Below are 17,535 nucleotides of genomic sequence, written 5' to 3' on the forward strand. Positions count from 1 at the left end.
GCACTCTCTCTTATCAAGGTCAACATGAGTCTGTTTCCCGTTATCGTGGTGTTCGGTCTGTCGTTCCCACCGATATTTTTCGAGCTTCTTTTATCACTGGCGATCTTCTGGCTGGTGCGTAAGGTGCTGGTCCCGACCGGGATCTACGATTTCGTCTGGCACCCTGCATTGTTCAATACCGCGCTGTATTGCTGCCTGTTTTACCTGATATCGCGCATGTTTGTCTGAGGTTGATGTGAAAACGCTAACAAGAAAAATCTCCCGCACCGCCATTACCATGGCGCTGGTTATCCTCGCGTTCATCGCTATTTTTCGCGCCTGGGTTTATTACACCGAATCACCGTGGACGCGTGACGCGCGCTTTAGCGCCGATGTGGTGGCAATTGCCCCCGACGTGGCCGGCCTTATCACGGCGGTTAACGTTCACGATAACCAGCTGGTGAAGAAAGATCAGGTCCTGTTCACCATCGACCAGCCTCGTTACCAGAAGGCGCTGGAGGAAGCAGAAGCAGACGTGGCCTATTACCAGGCGCTGGCCGCAGAGAAACGCCGTGAGGCAGGCCGTCGTAACCAGCTGGGCGTTCAGGCCATGTCCCGCGAAGAGATTGACCAGTCCAACAACGTGCTGCAAACCGTGCTGCACCAGTTAGCGAAAGCGCAGGCAACGCGCGATCTGGCGAAGCTCGACCTGGAGCGTACCGTGATCCGCGCGCCGGCCGATGGCTGGGTGACCAACCTGAACGTCTATGCCGGGGAGTTTATCACCCGTGGCTCAACCGCCGTGGCGCTGGTTAAACAGAACTCCTTCTACGTGCTCGCCTATATGGAAGAGACCAAGCTGGAGGGCGTTCGTCCGGGTTATCGCGCAGAAGTCACGCCGCTTGGCAGCAACCGCGTCTTTAAAGGTACCGTCGATAGCGTCGCCGCAGGGGTAACCAACTCCAGCAGCTCTAACGATGCCAAAGGGATGGCGACGGTAGATTCTAACCTGGAGTGGGTGCGTCTGGCGCAACGCGTGCCGGTACGTATTCATCTGGATGAGCAGCAGGGCAACCTGTGGCCAGCGGGTACCACGGCGACGGTGGTGATCACCGGAGAAAAAGATCGGGATGCCAGCCAGGACTCCCTCTTCCGTAAAATTGCCCATCGCCTGCGCGAGTTTGGTTAATCGCCATGGGTATCTTTTCCATCGCCAGCCAGCACATTCGCTTCGCCGTGAAGCTGGCGTGCGCCATCGTGCTGGCGCTGTTCGTTGGCTTCCACTTCCAGCTTGAAACCCCTCGCTGGGCGGTGCTGACCGCCGCGATTGTCGCGGCGGGCCCTGCCTTCGCCGCGGGTGGAGAACCCTACTCTGGTGCGATCCGCTATCGCGGGATGCTGCGTATCATCGGGACGTTTATCGGCTGTTTCGCGGCGCTGACCATTATTATTCTGATGATCCGCACGCCGCTGCTGATGCTAATGGTCTGCTGCATCTGGGCGGGTTTCTGCACCTGGGTCTCGTCTCTGGTAAAAGTCGAGAACTCCTACGCCTGGGGGCTGGCGGGCTATACCGCGCTGATCATTGTCATCACCATCCAAAGCGAACCGCTGCTCGCGCCGCAGTTTGCCGTGGAGCGCTGCAGCGAGATTGTGATTGGTATTGTCTGCGCGATCGTGGCTGACCTGCTTTTCTCCCCGCGCTCGATCAAGCAAGAGGTGGATCGCGAGCTGGACGCGCTGATCGTTGCCCAGTACCAGCTGATGCAGCTGTGCATTAAACACGGCGACAGCGAAGAGGTGGATAAAGCCTGGAGCGGGCTGGTTCGTCGTACGCAGGCGCTGGAAGGGATGCGCAGCAACCTCAATATGGAGTCGTCTCGCTGGGCGCGGGCGAATCGTCGCCTTAAAGCCCTGAATACCGTCTCCTTAACGCTGATTACCCAGGCGTGCGAAACCTATCTCATCCAGAACACCCGCCCGGAAGCAGTCACCGACACGTTCCGTGAGCTGTTTGCCGAGCCGGTAGAGACCGTACAGGACGTGCATAAGCAGCTTAAGCGCATGCGCCGGGTGATTGCCTGGACCGGGGAGCGCGAGACGCCGGTGACGATCTACACCTGGGTTGGGGCCGCAACGCGCTATCTGCTGCTTAAGCGCGGCGTGATCGGTAACACCAAAATCAGCGCGGCGGAAGAAGAGGTGCTCCAGGGCGAAGTGGTGATCAAGGCGGAGTCTGCCGAGCGGCATCACGCGATGGTCAACTTCTGGCGTACCACGCTTGCCTGTATGCTCGGCACGCTGTTCTGGCTGTGGACGGGCTGGACGTCCGGCAGCGGGGCGATGGTGATGATTGCCGTCGTGACCGCACTGGCGATGCGTCTGCCTAACCCGCGCATGGTCGCCATTGATTTCCTCTACGGCACCATCGCCGCTCTGCCGATAGGCGCGCTCTATTTCCTGGTCATCATCCCGTCGACGCAGCAGAGCATGCTGCTGCTCTGTATTAGCCTGGCGGTGATGGCGTTCTTTATCGGCATTGAAGTGCAAAAGCGCCGCCTGGGATCGCTGGGGGCGCTGGCGAGTACGATTAACATCATCGTGCTGGATAACCCGATGACCTTCCACTTCAGCCAGTTCCTCGACAGCGCGCTGGGTCAGCTGGTGGGCTGCTTCCTGGCGATGATGGTGATTCTATTGGTCCGGGATAACTCGCAGGCGCGGACGGGGCGCGTATTGCTGAACCAGTTTGTATCGGCTGCCGTGTCGTCGATGACTACCAATACCGCGCGTCGTAAAGAGAACCACCTGCCCGCGCTCTACCAGCAGCTGTTTTTACTGCTGAACAAGTTCCCGGGCGACATAGCGAAGTTCCGCCTGGCGTTAACCATGATCATCGCGCACCAGCGTCTGCGCAACGCGCCGGTGCCGATCAACGACGATCTCTCGGCCTTCCACCGTCAGCTGCGTCGTACCGCCGACCATGTGCTTTCCGCCAGCAGTGACGACAAACGCCGTCGTTACTTTACCCAACTGCTTGAAGAACTGGATATTTATCAGGAAAAGCTCAAGCACTGGCAAGCGCCTCCACAGGTGACCGAGCCGGTAGGGCGGCTGGTGTTTATGCTGCATCGCTACCAGAATGCCCTCACGGATAACTGACTGAAGTAAAAAAACCGACGCCAAAAGCGCCGGTTTTTTTGTGGCTATACTTATTCCAGCACGTACTTACATCAGGAAGGGAGGACACATGACGACTCAGGCGCTTCAGGACAACACCCTTTTTCAGACCGGCTATCTGGTCGACGGCATCTGGAAAACGCTGGACACAACGTTTGATGTGCTGAACCCCGCGACCGGTGAGGTCATCGCTAAAGTTGCGAAAGCGGGTAAAGCGCAAACCGAAGAAGCGATCGCAGCGGCCACCAAAGCCTTCCCGGCATGGCGTGCCAAAACCGCGAAAGAGCGTTCGGCGATTCTGTACCGCTGGTACGAACTGATTATTGAAAATAAAAGCTGGCTCGGGCGGTTAATGACCACCGAGCAGGGCAAGCCCCTGAAAGAGGCGGAAGGGGAAGTGGAGTATGCCGCCAGCTTTATCCAGTGGTTTGCCGAAGAGGCCAAGCGCGCGAACGGTGAGATTATTCCGCCAATCAAGCCCGGCTCGCGCATTCTGGCGACCCGTGAGCCCATCGGCGTGGTCGCGGCCATCACGCCGTGGAACTTCCCGATGGCGATGCTCACCCGCAAGCTAGGCCCGGCGCTGGCAGCCGGGTGTACCGGTGTCATCAAACCGGCCAATAACACGCCGCTCAGCGCCTTTGCGCTGCTGACGCTGGCAAAACAGGCGGGCGTGCCCGACGGTGTGCTCAACGCGGTGGCCGGAAATACCCATGAAATCAGCGATGCGATCATGGCCAGCCACGATGTGCGTAAAATCTCCTTTACCGGTTCGACCTCCGTCGGCAAAACGCTGGTGCGCAACGCCGCAGAAACCATGAAAAAAGTCTCGATGGAGCTGGGGGGAAATGCTCCGTATATCGTCTTTGAGGATGCCGACATCGAGGCTGCGGTAAAAGGCGCAATTGCCAATAAATTCCGCAATGCCGGGCAGGTCTGCGTCAGCGTGAACCGCTTCTACATTCAGGAAACCGTCTACGACAAGTTTGTGAATAAGCTCGCAGATGCGGTTAATGCCCTTAAGGTGGGGAATGGCCTTGAGGACGGCGTCGTCGTCGGACCGCTGATTGAATCCGCAGCGGTCGACAAGGTCCGTGAGCATGTTGAAGATGCTGTCACACGAGGGGCGACCGTGCTGGCGGGCGGCAAACCCCATCCGCTGGGCGGTAATTTCTGGATGCCAACCGTGCTGGGCGACTGTCACGAAGGCATGAAGCTGGCAGAAGAAGAGACGTTTGGTCCGGTTGCGGCGTGTTTTCGCTTCACCTCGGAAGATGAAGTTATCCAGCGTGCGAATAACACGCCTTACGGGCTGGCAGCTTACTTCTACACCCAGAACCTTTCCCGGGTTTTCCGCGTTTCACAGGCCATCGAGAGCGGGATGATTGGCATTAACGAGTGCGCCGTTTCCACCGAGCTGGGGCCTTTCGGCGGCGTAAAAGAGTCCGGTCTTGGACGTGAGGGATCCGTGCTGGGGCTTGAAGAGTATCTGGAAGTTAAAACCCTGCATATCGGGGGATTATAATAGACTGGGCGGCATCTGCCGCCCGCCTGGACTGGGTGGCTGGCAATGAAAACCTATACTTTTGATTTTGACGAAATCGACAGTCAGGAAGACTTTTATCGGGAATTTATCCGGGCGTTTGATCTTGAACGGGAAAGCGTGACCAATCTGGATACGCTGTGGGACGTGGTCACCGGCAGCATGCTGCCGCTACCGCTGGAGATTGAGTTTATCCATCTGCCCGATAAGCTGCGCAGACGTTTCGGCGCGCTGATATTACTCTTCGATGAAGCGGAGGAAGAGCTTGAAGGACAGCTTCGCTTTAACGCGCGGCATTAAATGAAAAAAGCCCCTGACCACGAGGCCAGGGGCAAGTCGTATGATGAGATACGACGAGGGTTTATTTATACAGTTCAGCCGTGGCGTGCCAGTGGTCACCCTGATTCAGTTCGGTGACGCGATAGCTGCTGGCGCCTGCTTTTTCAACTTTGGCGGCAAGCTCCTGACGAATGTCCATCGGGGAGCCGGTGACTGACGTCACGGAGACGCTGCCCATTGGCTGCAGATTTTGTGCCTGATCGGCATTCACTTGCTGTACGGCTGCGCTTGCGCCGAAAGAGAGAGCGGATGCCAGACCCAGGGTTGCGATGATCAATTTGGTTTTCATAGTCTTTACTCCTGAACAGGTTTTTGCTCAACGGCGAGAAGGGTTGAACTGCTATTTTTATGCCTGGTGCCGTTGAGTGGAGAGTTATGTCTTCAGTGATTAATAAAACTTATTTGTACAGCTCGGCGGTGGCGTGCCAGTGGTCACCGGAACGCGCTTCGATAATGCGATAGGATGACGCACCTTTTTCTTCCGCTTTTTTGTTCAGCATCTCATGCATGTCCATTGGAGACGTGCCAACAGCGCCGACAGAAACCGTACCGATTGCCTCACGGGATTGCGCCTGGTCAGCATTAATAGCGTCAGCCGCGAAAGCACCGAAGGACAGGACAGACAGGACGCTCAGCGCCGCTACAGTAGTTTTGATTTTCATGATTCTTACCTCGTCGAATTTTTTAGTGGGGTCTTGTTTCGTGACCCTCATCACAAAATCAAGTATACACTAATAACGTAAAAAATTAATACCAGGCTAATGGTTTCCCTTGTTATCACGTGTTAAACACGCTTTTTTTTATAACCTAATTGCATAATGCTGGGTGTTTTATGAGCAATTTGTGTTGGTATTAATAAGAAAATCATAGGGATAATGCTTTTTGATTTTTTGTGCGATTTGCGGGATTGCTATTCACTGGGTGAATGTTAATGAGTGGTAAAAAGCACTAATTGTCAAAGCAAGGGCAGTGAAATAAAGGGGGAAATGATGCGAGAGCAGAATGATCCCCGCAGTGGCGCTACGGGGGATGGCGCATTACAGTTCCTGTTCGAACAGAACCAGAATCGCTTCGTGGAGATCCTTCACGGAGAAACCGCTAGCCGGGGTGGTAAAGATGGTGTCATCACCGGCAATGGTGCCGAGAATACCCTCTGTTTTACCTAACGAGTCCAGCATGCGGGCAATCAGCTGCGCGGCACCCGGGCTTGTGTGGATGACCACAACGGCGTCGTTATAGTCGATATCCAGAACCAAATTCTTGAGCGGGCTGGAGGTGGTCGGCACGCCAAGTTCAGCCGGCAGGCAATAGACCATCTCCATCTTGGCGTTGCGGGTACGCACCGCGCCAAACTTGGTTAACATGCGGGAGACTTTCGACTGGTTGATGTTATCGAAGCCTTGTTCCTGCAGCGCCTGAACAATTTCTCCCTGAGAACTGAATTTCTCTTCTTTAAGTAGCGCCTTAAACGCTTTTACCAATTCTTCTTGCTTAGACGAGCTTCGCATAAGTCACCCGGAATATGACGAAAGAAACAACATTATTATGCATGTGGATGAATTTTTATGCAAATTATCTGCTCAACGGCAGGCTGAAATAATGTTATGAAAGGGAGTGATTTTATCAGATTTCGTTATCAGAAAACATGCCTGGGTCACGCCGCGCAAATAAGCTTAAAAGTAAATTAAATGTTATCAAAATGATGTTGTTTTGGTGGCGTGGCAGGGTGTATTGTAACCACCTCTTAATTCGTTGCCATCTGTCGTCAGATAGCTTTCTGGTGAGAGATAAAGTCGTGTGACCTCAAATTCTTTAGCTTCGAAAATTGTAATTAAAGACATGCTGATTTAAGGTCGCGGCAACGGATTTACAGATACTTAAGTTAACCATAATAAGGAGTTTAGGATGAAAGTCGCAGTCCTCGGCGCTGCTGGTGGTATCGGCCAGGCGCTTGCCCTACTACTGAAAACCCAACTGCCTTCAGGCTCAGAACTCTCCCTGTACGATATTGCTCCGGTAACCCCAGGCGTGGCGGTTGACCTGAGCCACATCCCGACCGCTGTAAAAATCAAAGGCTTCTCCGGTGAAGATGCGCGTCCTGCGCTGCAGGGTGCTGACGTGGTCCTGATTTCTGCAGGCGTGGCGCGTAAGCCAGGCATGGATCGTTCAGACCTGTTCAACGTCAACGCGGGCATCGTGAAAAACCTGGTGCAGCAGATCGCTGAAGTGTGCCCGAAAGCATGCATCGGTATCATCACTAACCCGGTGAACACCACCGTTGCTATCGCAGCCGAAGTGCTGAAGAAAGCGGGGGTGTACGACAAAAACAAACTGTTCGGCGTGACCACGCTGGATATCATCCGTTCCAACACCTTCGTTGCTGAACTGAAAGGCAAACAGCCAACAGAAGTGGAAGTGCCGGTTATCGGCGGCCACTCTGGCGTGACTATTCTGCCTCTGCTGTCGCAGATCCCGGGCGTGAGCTTCACCGAGCAGGAAGTGGCTGACCTGACCAAACGAATCCAGAACGCGGGCACCGAAGTGGTGGAAGCGAAGGCGGGTGGCGGTTCTGCAACCCTGTCTATGGGCCAGGCGGCTGCACGTTTCGGTCTGTCACTGGTTCGCGCCCTGCAGGGCGAGAAAGGCGTTGTTGAATGTGCTTACGTTGAAGGCGACGGCGAACATGCCCGCTTCTTCTCTCAGCCGCTGCTGCTGGGCAAAAACGGTATTGAAGAGCGTAAGCCTATCGGTACGCTGAGCGCGTTTGAGCAAAACGCGATGGAAGGCATGCTGGACACGCTGAAGAAAGATATCACTCTGGGTGAAGAGTTCGTTAACAAGTAAAACGAAGTGTCTCCCGTAGGCCGGGTAAGCGTTAGCGCCACCCGGCAAAAAAACCGAAGCCAGTAAGTGCTTCGGTTTTTTTATGGGGCTAATTTGTTGCCGGGTATTCCTGAATCGTCACGTGCAACGTCATTTTCTTATCGTTGCGCATGATTTCGACAGGGATGATCGAGCCAGGGCGAATTTCGGCCACCTGGTCCATCGTCTCCAGGGCCGAGACTGCCGGCGTGCCGTTGACCGACACGATGACATCATTAACCTGAATCCCCGCGTTAGCCGCCGGGCCACCCGGTGCCACCTCGTTGACGACGATGCCCTGAATCTGATCGATACCGCCGCCCTGAGTATGCATTGGCGCAATTTCGCGCCCGCCGATACCGATATAGCCGCGGATCACGCGTCCGTCGCGGATCAGCTTATCCATAATCTTGGTCGCCAGCTGGAACGGAATAGCAAAGCCGATCCCTTCCGGCGTCTCGCCGTCGTTACTTTTATCGAACGAGAGGGTGTTGATGCCCATCAGTTCGCCCAGCGAGTTGACCAGCGCGCCGCCGGAGTTGCCGTGGTTGATTGACGCATCCGTCTGCAGGAAGTTCTGCCGTCCTGACGGGTTGAGGCCGATTCGACCGGTCGCGCTGATAATTCCCTGCGTGATGGTCTGGCCCAGGTTGTACGGGTTACCGATCGCCAGCACCACATCGCCGATGTGCGGCGTACGTTTACGGTTGATCGGAATGACCGGCAATCCGCCCGTGGCGTTAATCTTCAGCACGGCCAGATCGGTCAGGCTGTCTGAACCCACAAGCAACGCCTCAAACACGCGGCCATCCTGCAGGGCGACGATGATCTGGTCGGCATCGTTGATCACGTGTTTGTTCGTAATAATGTAGCCGCGCTCGTCCATAATCACCCCGGAGCCAAGGGTGCGGATCTCAAGCTGGTTATGTGCTGAGCTGTTGAGGCCGCGGTTATAAACGTTAACCACGGCAGGGGCGGCACGGCGAACGGCCTGGTTATAGGTCGCCGGCGTTTCATCCGTGCTGTCGAACTGGGGGGCAGACAGCTTATTAAACTGACGCAAAGACGGCATCGCCAGCAGCAGCAGGCCAGCGACAATCAAACCGATGACAATGGAACGTAAGAGCTTTAAAAGCATGATGCGCGTGTCGTGAAAAAAGGAACGATTTGCAGCATAACATGAGTTATCCGGACATCACACGCAGCGGTGATGTCCGGGATCGCAAATGCTTAGCGCAACAGAATGTAGATAGACTCATTACCACGCATGACCTGCAGGGCAATGACCGCCGGTTTGCTCTCCAGCACCTTGCGCAGTTCGGCAATGGACTGCACGCGATTGCGGTTCACGCCAATGATGACATCTTCCTGATGCAATCCGGCCTGCGCGGCAGGGCTGCTCTTCTCGACGGTGTCCAGGCGAATGCCTTTCGTACCGTCTTTCAACTGCCCATCGCTTAAAGTTGCTCCCTGCAGCGCCGGGGCGATAAGCTCCGCGCTGGCAGAGGACGAGGTGCTTTTATCCAGCGTCACTTCGACATTCAGCGGCTTACCGTCACGGATCAGGCCCAGCTTCACTTTGGCCCCCGGTTCGGTAGTGGCAATACGCGAACGCAGTTCAGCAAAGCTGCTCAGCGGCTTGTCGTTAAGGCTGACGATCACATCGCCCGATTTGATGCCTGCTTTTGCCGAGCCGGAGTTTGGCAGCACTTCACTGACAAACGCACCGCGCTGCACGTTGATATTGAACGCTTTCGCGATATCCGCGCTCATCTCCATGCCTTTAATACCCAGCAGTCCACGTTTGACTTCGCCGAACTGGATTAGCTGCTGCGCCAGCGTTTTAGCCATATTGCTCGGGATCGCAAAGCCAATCCCAATGCTGCCGCCGCCCGGAGCCAGAATTGCCGTGTTAATGCCAATCAGCTCGCCGTTAAGGTTGAGTAATGCCCCGCCGGAGTTGCCCCGGTTGATTGAGGCATCGGTCTGGATGAAGTTTTCCAAACCTTCCAGATTCAGGCCACTGCGTCCCAGCGCAGAGATTATGCCGGAGGTGGCGGTTTGACCTAAACCAAAGGGGTTGCCCACGGCGACGGCAAAATCACCGACGCGCAGCTTGTCGGAATCCGCAATGGCAATCTGGGTCAGGTTGCTCGGGTTCTGCATCTGCAATAGCGCGATGTCGCTCTGATCATCGCCGCCAATCAGTTTGGCATCAAATTCACGACCATCGTTCAGCTGGACGCTGATTTTATCGGCCTGGCTGATGACATGATTGTTGGTCAGGATATAGCCTTTAGCCGCATCAATGATGACACCGGAGCCCAGGCCTTCAAAAGGCTGAGCCTGCTGGTTGGGGGACTCATCGCCAAAATATTTTTTCAGTTCTTCCGGTACGCGCTGGCTTTGAACCGCCGTGCCTTCTACCTGAACGCTCACGACCGCGGGCAACACTTTTTCCAGCATTGGCGCGAGGCTGGGAGTGGCTGCCTGTCCCGGCACCTGCGAAGGCAGCGCCGCACCGGCAGGGAAGGACGCCGAGAGAGATAACCCGACACTTAACGCTATAGCGCTCAACAGCTGGTTTTTTTTCTTCATTGATGCTGACTCTCGTATCCTGGAATGAAAGAAGAACGGCCCAAAATCATGATGATGTTATTGAATTTTATACCGCTGAACAATGAGGTGTTTGACTAAATAATAGCTGGGGACGGGAAGAAAGGACGGGCGCAAGAGATGCGCCCGTAAAATATATTTATGTTGTGCGATTAATCGCGTTTTGCGCCACCGCGCAGCAGGCCGGACGCTCCGTCAGAGTAGTCGCGTGGCATCTGAACCGGAGCCTGATCGTTACCCGCTTCTGAGTCGGCCAGACGGTTGCGGAACGGGTTAGTCTCCGCGGTCATTTCCGGCAGCAGGCTGCTGGAGCTTTTCGCCATATGCTGATACAGCTGACGGTAGTCGGTCGCCATGTTGTCCAGCAGCTCGGCGCTACGGGCAAAGTGGCTGACCAGCTCTTCGCGATACTCTTCCAGCTCTGCTTTATTCTTTTCCAGTTCGTACTGCAGTGACTGCTGCTGACGCAATTTGCGGTTACCGAAACGCATGGCCACAGCACCGATCACGATGCCGACGACTAAACCGATTAGCGCATATTCCCAGGTCATGAACTTCTCCCGTTGTCTTGTTGTTCCGTAGGGTGTTGGCTCGGCTCCTGCCTGTGCCTGATAATGCCACTATAACCGCTATTTCCGCAGAAGTGGAATCCTGACGTATCATCGCGTAGTGTAGAACGGCCTTTTTTTCATCAGTCACGCCTGCTGATGAGCATTAATTGAAGGAATAACAATAAGATTATGCAAATCCTGTCCCCTGCATCGCGATATCAACTGGCCCTGAATGAGGGTACTCATCAGCCTGATGACGTTCAATGTGAGGCGGTAAACCGTCTGGAGATGATTTATCAGGCGCTCACGGCAAAACCTGCTGAAGTAGAACAGAGTGGTGGGCTCAAAGCGGCGTTTGGCCGACTGCTCGGCAAAAAAGCGCCGCAGGCTCAGGCTCCGGTGCGCGGTTTATATATGTGGGGCGGCGTCGGTCGCGGAAAAACCTGGCTGATGGATCTGTTTTATCTCAGCCTGCCGGGGGAGCGTAAACAGCGCCTCCACTTCCATCGCTTTATGCTGCGGGTGCATGAAGAGCTGACAGCGCTGCAGGGCAAAAGCGATCCGCTGGAGATTGTGGCTGACAGGTTCAAGGCGGAAACGGACGTGCTCTGCTTCGATGAGTTTTTTGTTTCTGACATTACCGACGCCATGCTGTTAGGCGGGCTGATGAAAGCGCTGTTTGCCCGCGGGATCACGCTCGTTGCCACGTCGAATATCCCGCCGGATGAACTCTATCGCAACGGCCTGCAGCGGGCGCGTTTCCTGCCGGCCATTGATGCTATCAAACAGCATTGCGACATCATGAATGTCGATGCCGGTGTCGATTATCGTCTGCGCACGTTAACGCAGGCGCACCTGTGGCTTTCGCCGTTAAACGCCGATACCGCTCGCGAGATGGATAAACTCTGGCTGGCGCTGGCGGGCGCAAAACGCGAAAACGCACCGACGCTGGAGATTAACCATCGCCCGTTACCTACCCTTGGCGTAGAAAACCAGACGCTGGCGGTCTCTTTTGCGACGCTCTGCGTGGATGCCCGCAGCCAGCATGACTATATTGCGCTTTCGCGCCTGTTCCACACCGTGATGATGCTGGATGTGCCGGTGATGACGCGGCTGATGGAGAGCGAAGCGCGGCGCTTCATTGCGCTGGTGGACGAGTTTTACGAGCGCCACGTCAAGCTTGTCGTCAGCGCCGAGGTGCCTTTATATGAGATCTACCAGGGCGAGCGGCTGAAGTTTGAGTTCCAGCGCTGCCTCTCGCGCCTGCAAGAGATGCAGAGCGAAGAGTATCTCAAGCGTGAGCATATGCCCTAATCAATGCTCCCCTCTCCCACAGGGAGAGGGGCTGGGAGTGAGGGCACCAGACCGCACAAACGCGCCCCCCGAAAAACCCATTCCAAATCACATTTAAGGGTCGATCTTTGACCTCAACTTCTCTATAATCTTGCGACCCCACGTTACGAGAAGGTTTTTTTCCCGAAACTTTCTATGTGTCGGCATGTGCTATTCGAAGGGGTAGGTTTGCCGGACTTTGTCGTGTGAACCTCAACTGACTAAACGTTTGGGTGTTCACCAACGTGTAACTTATTATTTGGGTAAGCTTTTAATGAAAACTTTTACAGCTAAACCAGAAACCGTACAGCGCGACTGGTATGTTGTTGACGCGACCGGTAAAACTCTGGGCCGTCTGGCTACTGAACTGGCTCGTCGCCTGCGCGGTAAGCATAAAGCGGAATACACTCCGCACGTTGATACCGGTGATTACATCATCGTTCTGAACGCTGACAAAGTTGCTGTTACCGGCAACAAGCGTACTGACAAAGTGTACTACCACCACACCGGCCACATCGGTGGTATCAAAGAAGCGACCTTTGAAGAGATGATTGCCCGCCGTCCTGAGCGTGTGATTGAAATCGCGGTTAAAGGCATGCTGCCAAAAGGCCCGCTGGGTCGTGCTATGTTCCGTAAACTGAAAGTTTACGCAGGCAACGAGCACAACCACGCGGCACAGCAACCGCAAGTTCTTGACATCTAATCGGGATTATAGGCAATGGCTGAAAATCAATACTACGGCACTGGTCGCCGCAAAAGTTCCGCAGCTCGCGTTTTCATCAAACCGGGCAGTGGTAAAATCGTAATCAACCAGCGTTCTCTGGAACAATACTTCGGTCGCGAAACTGCCCGCATGGTAGTTCGCCAGCCGCTGGAACTGGTTGATATGGTAGAAAAACTGGATCTGTACATCACCGTTAAAGGTGGTGGTATCTCCGGTCAGGCAGGTGCGATCCGTCACGGTATCACCCGCGCTCTGATGGAGTACGACGAATCCCTGCGTTCTGAACTGCGTAAAGCTGGCTTCGTTACTCGTGACGCGCGTCAGGTTGAACGTAAGAAAGTGGGTCTGCGTAAAGCACGTCGTCGTCCACAGTTCTCCAAACGTTAATCCATTCTGCTTACGCAGAACGATTGGCGAAAAACCCGCTTCGGCGGGTTTTTTTATGGATAATGCGCAGGTTATCCACAGTAACATTTCATATATCTTCTCTTTTTCCACATTTCCGGCATCCCCTCACCACAAAGCCATCAAAATCTGGTAAACTATCATCCAATTTTCTGCCCAAATATCGGTGAATACTCGATTTTTGTTCGATTCTTGAACAATGTGTCTTCTCTGGGATGGGCGATACTTCATCTGGCTGGCCCCGTTGGGCCGGTAGCAGTAAAAATTCTGAATATACCTGGAGGTTTTCATGGCTGTCGCTGCCAACAAACGTTCGGTAATGACGCTGTTTTCTGGTCCTACTGACATTTATAGCCATCAGGTTCGTATCGTGCTGGCCGAGAAGGGTGTCAGTTTTGAGATCGAGCATGTGGAAAAGGATAACCCGCCTCAGGATCTGATCGATCTCAACCCGAGCCAAAGCGTACCGACGCTGGTGGATCGCGAGCTGACCCTGTGGGAATCCCGTATCATTATGGAATATCTGGATGAGCGTTTCCCGCATCCGCCGCTGATGCCTGTTTACCCTGTTGCACGTGGTGAAAGCCGCCTGTACATGCAGCGTATCGAAAAAGACTGGTACTCGCTGATGAACGTCATTACCAGCGGCTCCGCTTCAGAAGCCGACGCTGCGCGTAAGCAACTGCGTGAAGAGCTGCTGGCAATTGCCCCTGTGTTTGGTCAGAAACCGTTCTTCCTGAGCGACGAGTTCAGCCTGGTGGATTGCTATCTGGCCCCGCTGCTGTGGCGTCTGCCAATTCTGGGCGTTGAGTTCAGCGGCCCTGGCGCAAAAGAGCTGAAAGGCTATATGACTCGCGTATTTGAGCGCGACTCTTTCCTGGCATCTTTAACTGAACCGGAACGTGAAATGCGTCTCGGCCGAGGCTAATGACTGTGGAAATGTCACAACTTACCCCACGCCGTCCGTATCTGCTGCGCGCCTTCTATGAATGGCTGCTGGATAACCAGCTCACGCCGCACCTGGTTGTGGATGTGACGTTGCCGGGCGTGCAGGTTCCAATGGAATACGCACGCGACGGACAGATTGTACTGAATATTGCGCCACGTGCAGTGGGTAACCTGGAGCTGGCAAACGACGAAGTGCGCTTTAATGCGCGTTTCGGCGGCGTGCCGCGTCAGGTTTCCGTTCCGCTGGCTGCGGTTCTGGCTATCTACGCCCGTGAAAACGGTGCAGGCACCATGTTCGAGCCGGAAGCGGCGTATGATGAAGAGGTTGCCAGCCTGAATGACGATGAGGCATCCGATGAACGCGAAAGCGACCCGGTAATGTCTGTGATTGATGGCGACAAGCCCGATCGTCAGGACGACGACGAGGGTCCCGATGATGAACCGCCACCGCGCGGTGGTCGTCCCGCACTGCGCGTTGTGAAATAAACAAACAGGCCCGACGGGCCTGTTTTGCTTTCTGCTTATAGCGGTTAGCTGTTACGTTCCCGCCACTCTTTTATCATTTCAGCGGTGACTTCATTCTGGTAACAAATTGGGGAATAGCCACCAGCCTTACTCCATGCACTGCGACGCCCGCATGAACTGCCATTTCGGGCCTGATTAAAAGGGCAAGCACATACGCCGGGATAATCAGCGATAGACTCCGCAATAATTTCGTTTTTAACCTGAGTATCGGAGAGCGCGTTGGCTTTGGCGACAGCATTACCGACGCTGAAAAACAAAATGGCAAAGAGTAGCCCGGTGACGATTTTATCGAATTTCATATCTTCATTTCCGTATGTAGTAGCAATATATCAGCGGCAAAGAGGTGCCGGCCCAGGATCAGACAAGTTATTTAGATGACACTAGTTGTCGTTTCATATTTGAGAATGCAATGATATTAGCTGTGAATGTTAATTCAGATATCTATGCTGTTAGTGAATGTTATTATCGAAATGTCCGGACATAAATGTCACATTTTCGATTGTGTTTGCCCTAAGAATCACTCCGGTTAAAGACATAATAAAAAGCCCCGAAGGGCTTTTAAATAGCGCATATTTAGGCTTTAATCCCTTGGTGTATTACAAGGAACATCTAATTGCCCTAGGGGTATACACGGAACAAAGGCGGTTGATCTAAGTCCTTAAGATGGCGCTCGCGGGCGACATGAACCGCATAACCCTGTTCCAAAGCCCAATCAGCAGCCTTTTCCTGCGTTTTCTCTGTATGTATCTCTTTGCCGTCAACAATCACCACATGATGGATAACGTCTTCATCCTCACTCGTTGATTTAGGGCGATATTCTACATAGGCATGTTTTTTGACCATTATTTCAAATCCCTTTTGTTTACGGCGCAGATATTACGCCGCTCTTCTATTACTGCGTTATATGAACTTCTGCTTCAACTCTTAACCATTTATTTGTTGTGGATATACGATTGCGTTCACGATTTAAAGAGAGTTACGGACCGTTGATAAAGGTTCGTCATGTCATGGTTCGTAATAAATCTCAGGCAGAAGGAATAAGCCTGGAATTGAAGGGGGGAAAGAAGGGGGGGCGAACATGCGGTGATGATAAACCGCATGTTCAACCGGTATTACACTTCCAGGAAATTCATGATCCCGTCAGCCGCTTTACGCCCTTCGGCAATCGCGGTAACCACCAGGTCTGAACCGCGAACAATATCGCCACCGGCGAAGATTTTCGGGTTGCTGGTCTGGAAGGCGTTGTCGCTGCCTTCCGGCGCAATCACGCGGCCCTGTGAGTCCAGCTCTACGCTGTGCTTCGCCAGCCACTCCATGCTGTGAGGGCGGAAACCAAACGCCATCACCACGGCGTCGGCCGGGATCACGTGCTCAGAGCCTGCCACGATCTCCGCGCGACGACGGCCTTTTGCATCCGGCGCACCCATCTCCGTGCGCGCCATCTTCACGCCGCTCACCTTTCCGTTGGCGTTCACTTCAATGCCCAGAGGCTGGATGTTGAACTGGAACTCCACGCCCTCTTCACGCGCGTTTTTCACTTCGCGCTTAGAGCCCGGCATGTTCTCTTCGTCACGACGGTAAGCACAGATGACGTGCGCCGCGTTCTGACGAATGGAGGTACGCACGCAGTCCATCGCGGTATCACCGCCGCCCAGCACGACAACGCGTTTACCTTCCATGCTGACAAACGGCTCGTCGGCAGTTTCGCCGTAGCCCATCAGCTGTTTGGTGTTAGCAATCAGGAACGGCAGCGCGTCGTACACGCCTGGCGCATCTTCGTTCTCAAGACCACCGCGCATGGACTGATAGGTACCCACGCCCAGGAACACGGCGTCGTAATCCTTCAGCAGATCGTCGAGCTGCACGTCGCGGCCCACTTCGGTGTTGAGTTTGAACTCAATGCCCATGCCGGTGAAGATTTCACGGCGGCGGGTCATCACCTCTTTTTCCAGTTTGAAGGCCGGGATGCCGAAGGTCAGCAGACCGCCGATTTCCGGATGACGGTCAAAAACCACCGCCTTCACGCCGTTGCGTGTCAGCACGTCGGCACAGGCGAGGCCTGCCGGACCCGCACCGACGATCGCCACGCGCTTGTCGGTTTGCTTCACGCCGGTCATATCCGGACGCCAGCCCATCTCGAACGCTTTATCGTTGATATAGCGTTCGATGTTGCCGATTGTCACCGCGCCAAAATCGTCGTTCAGCGTACAGGAGCCTTCGCACAGGCGATCCTGAGGACACACGCGGCCGCACACTTCCGGCAGGGTATTGGTCTGGTGAGAGAGCTCGGCGGCTTCAAAAATACGCCCTTCGTTGGCCAGCTTCAGCCAGTTCGGAATGTAGTTATGGACCGGACATTTCCATTCGCAGTAAGGGTTACCGCAGGACAGGCAGCGGTCTGCCTGTGCTTTGGCCTGGCCTTCTGAAAACGGCTCATAGATTTCAACAAATTCAATTTTACGGATCTTCAGCGGTTTCTTTGGCGGATCAACACGCTGAAGGTCGATAAACTGGTAAACGTTCTGGCTCAT

At 54.3% G+C, this 17,535-nt stretch carries 20 protein-coding genes; 11 read left to right on the forward strand and 9 right to left on the reverse strand.

Translation table 11 applies throughout. From position 1 onward, the window contains the following. Positions 1-24: 24 nt before the first annotated feature. The 5 genes from aaeX to A6013_RS04585 all read left to right on the forward strand — a co-directional run bounded on the left by aaeX (position 25) and on the right by A6013_RS04585 (position 5,002). Complete coding sequence (aaeX, locus tag A6013_RS04565) at positions 25-228, forward strand: p-hydroxybenzoic acid efflux pump operon protein AaeX (RefSeq protein WP_003860416.1); 204 nt, start codon at positions 25-27, stop codon at positions 226-228. Positions 229-235: 7 nt separating this feature from the next. Further along, positions 236-1,168 (forward strand): p-hydroxybenzoic acid efflux pump subunit AaeA, encoded by a 933-nt coding sequence (aaeA, locus tag A6013_RS04570; protein WP_028014599.1) that lies wholly within the window; start codon positions 236-238, stop codon positions 1,166-1,168. Positions 1,169-1,173: 5 nt separating this feature from the next. Beyond that, entirely contained in the window at positions 1,174-3,141 is a 1,968-nt protein-coding gene (gene aaeB, locus A6013_RS04575; protein WP_047364742.1) for a p-hydroxybenzoic acid efflux pump subunit AaeB, read from the forward strand. Positions 3,142-3,229: 88 nt separating this feature from the next. Then, on the forward strand, positions 3,230-4,684 hold the full coding sequence (locus A6013_RS04580) for an NAD-dependent succinate-semialdehyde dehydrogenase (RefSeq protein WP_028014597.1): 1,455 nt from the start codon (positions 3,230-3,232) through the stop codon (positions 4,682-4,684). 45 nt (positions 4,685-4,729) lie between these two features. Further along, positions 4,730-5,002, forward strand: a complete 273-nt coding sequence (locus A6013_RS04585) for a barstar family protein (protein WP_028014596.1) — start codon at positions 4,730-4,732, stop codon at positions 5,000-5,002. 61 nt (positions 5,003-5,063) lie between these two features. Here A6013_RS04585 and yhcN (A6013_RS04590) read toward each other — a convergent pair whose 3' ends face one another. The 3 genes from yhcN (A6013_RS04590) to argR all read right to left on the reverse strand — a co-directional run bounded on the left by yhcN (A6013_RS04590) (position 5,064) and on the right by argR (position 6,549). Next, on the reverse strand, positions 5,064-5,330 hold the full coding sequence (yhcN, locus tag A6013_RS04590; RefSeq protein WP_069732645.1) for a peroxide/acid stress response protein YhcN: 267 nt from the start codon (positions 5,328-5,330) through the stop codon (positions 5,064-5,066). A gap of 109 nt (positions 5,331-5,439) precedes the next feature. Beyond that, a complete protein-coding gene (yhcN, locus tag A6013_RS04595) occupies positions 5,440-5,703 on the reverse strand; it encodes a peroxide/acid stress response protein YhcN (protein WP_014885423.1) in 264 nt (87 codons plus the stop codon). Positions 5,704-6,078: 375 nt separating this feature from the next. Further along, positions 6,079-6,549: a transcriptional regulator ArgR gene (argR, locus tag A6013_RS04600; RefSeq protein ID WP_008502836.1), complete on the reverse strand. Its 471-nt coding sequence runs from the start codon at positions 6,547-6,549 to the stop codon at positions 6,079-6,081. A gap of 397 nt (positions 6,550-6,946) precedes the next feature. Between argR and mdh the strand changes: the two genes are divergently transcribed. Then, complete coding sequence (gene mdh / locus A6013_RS04605) at positions 6,947-7,885, forward strand: malate dehydrogenase (protein ID WP_028014594.1); 939 nt, start codon at positions 6,947-6,949, stop codon at positions 7,883-7,885. Between the two features lie 88 nt (positions 7,886-7,973). Here the strand turns inward: mdh and degS are convergent, their stop codons facing one another. From degS to zapG, 3 genes are all read right to left on the reverse strand, one after another. Beyond that, entirely contained in the window at positions 7,974-9,041 is a 1,068-nt protein-coding gene (degS, locus tag A6013_RS04610; protein WP_028014593.1) for an outer membrane-stress sensor serine endopeptidase DegS, read from the reverse strand. 92 nt (positions 9,042-9,133) lie between these two features. Then, entirely contained in the window at positions 9,134-10,501 is a 1,368-nt protein-coding gene (gene degQ / locus A6013_RS04615; RefSeq protein ID WP_069732646.1) for a serine endoprotease DegQ, read from the reverse strand. Positions 10,502-10,671: 170 nt separating this feature from the next. Further along, a complete protein-coding gene (zapG, locus tag A6013_RS04620; RefSeq protein ID WP_010436126.1) occupies positions 10,672-11,070 on the reverse strand; it encodes a Z-ring associated protein ZapG in 399 nt (132 codons plus the stop codon). 189 nt (positions 11,071-11,259) lie between these two features. Here zapG and zapE point away from each other — a divergent pair, with 189 nt between their 5' ends. The 5 genes from zapE (at position 11,260) to sspB (ending at position 14,965) form a co-directional block, all read left to right on the forward strand. Further along, positions 11,260-12,384, forward strand: coding sequence for a cell division protein ZapE (gene zapE / locus A6013_RS04625; protein ID WP_069732647.1), 1,125 nt, complete (start codon positions 11,260-11,262; stop codon positions 12,382-12,384). A gap of 292 nt (positions 12,385-12,676) precedes the next feature. Next, positions 12,677-13,105, forward strand: coding sequence for a 50S ribosomal protein L13 (gene rplM / locus A6013_RS04630; RefSeq protein WP_006178824.1), 429 nt, complete (start codon positions 12,677-12,679; stop codon positions 13,103-13,105). Positions 13,106-13,120: 15 nt separating this feature from the next. Continuing rightward, the gene (gene rpsI / locus A6013_RS04635; protein WP_003860436.1) at positions 13,121-13,513 is read left to right on the forward strand and encodes a 30S ribosomal protein S9; all 393 of its coding nucleotides are present in this window, start codon (positions 13,121-13,123) and stop codon (positions 13,511-13,513) included. 307 nt (positions 13,514-13,820) lie between these two features. Beyond that, positions 13,821-14,459, forward strand: a complete 639-nt coding sequence (gene sspA / locus A6013_RS04640) for a stringent starvation protein SspA (protein WP_028014589.1) — start codon at positions 13,821-13,823, stop codon at positions 14,457-14,459. A gap of 5 nt (positions 14,460-14,464) precedes the next feature. After that, entirely contained in the window at positions 14,465-14,965 is a 501-nt protein-coding gene (gene sspB / locus A6013_RS04645) for a ClpXP protease specificity-enhancing factor (RefSeq protein WP_028014588.1), read from the forward strand. Positions 14,966-15,009: 44 nt separating this feature from the next. On the opposite strand, the gene A6013_RS04650 is transcribed toward sspB, so the two are convergent. The 3 genes from A6013_RS04650 to gltD all read right to left on the reverse strand — a co-directional run bounded on the left by A6013_RS04650 (position 15,010) and on the right by gltD (position 17,535). After that, positions 15,010-15,303: a hypothetical protein gene (locus A6013_RS04650; protein ID WP_063438551.1), complete on the reverse strand. Its 294-nt coding sequence runs from the start codon at positions 15,301-15,303 to the stop codon at positions 15,010-15,012. A gap of 319 nt (positions 15,304-15,622) precedes the next feature. Then, positions 15,623-15,847, reverse strand: a complete 225-nt coding sequence (locus tag A6013_RS04655; RefSeq protein WP_032644922.1) for a hypothetical protein — start codon at positions 15,845-15,847, stop codon at positions 15,623-15,625. Positions 15,848-16,116: 269 nt separating this feature from the next. Further along, the gene (gene gltD, locus A6013_RS04660; RefSeq protein ID WP_069732648.1) at positions 16,117-17,535 is read right to left on the reverse strand and encodes a glutamate synthase subunit GltD; all 1,419 of its coding nucleotides are present in this window, start codon (positions 17,533-17,535) and stop codon (positions 16,117-16,119) included.

The organism is Enterobacter sp. IF2SW-B1 (genome assembly GCF_001743375.1).
Lineage (GTDB): Bacteria > Pseudomonadota > Gammaproteobacteria > Enterobacterales > Enterobacteriaceae > Enterobacter > Enterobacter bugandensis.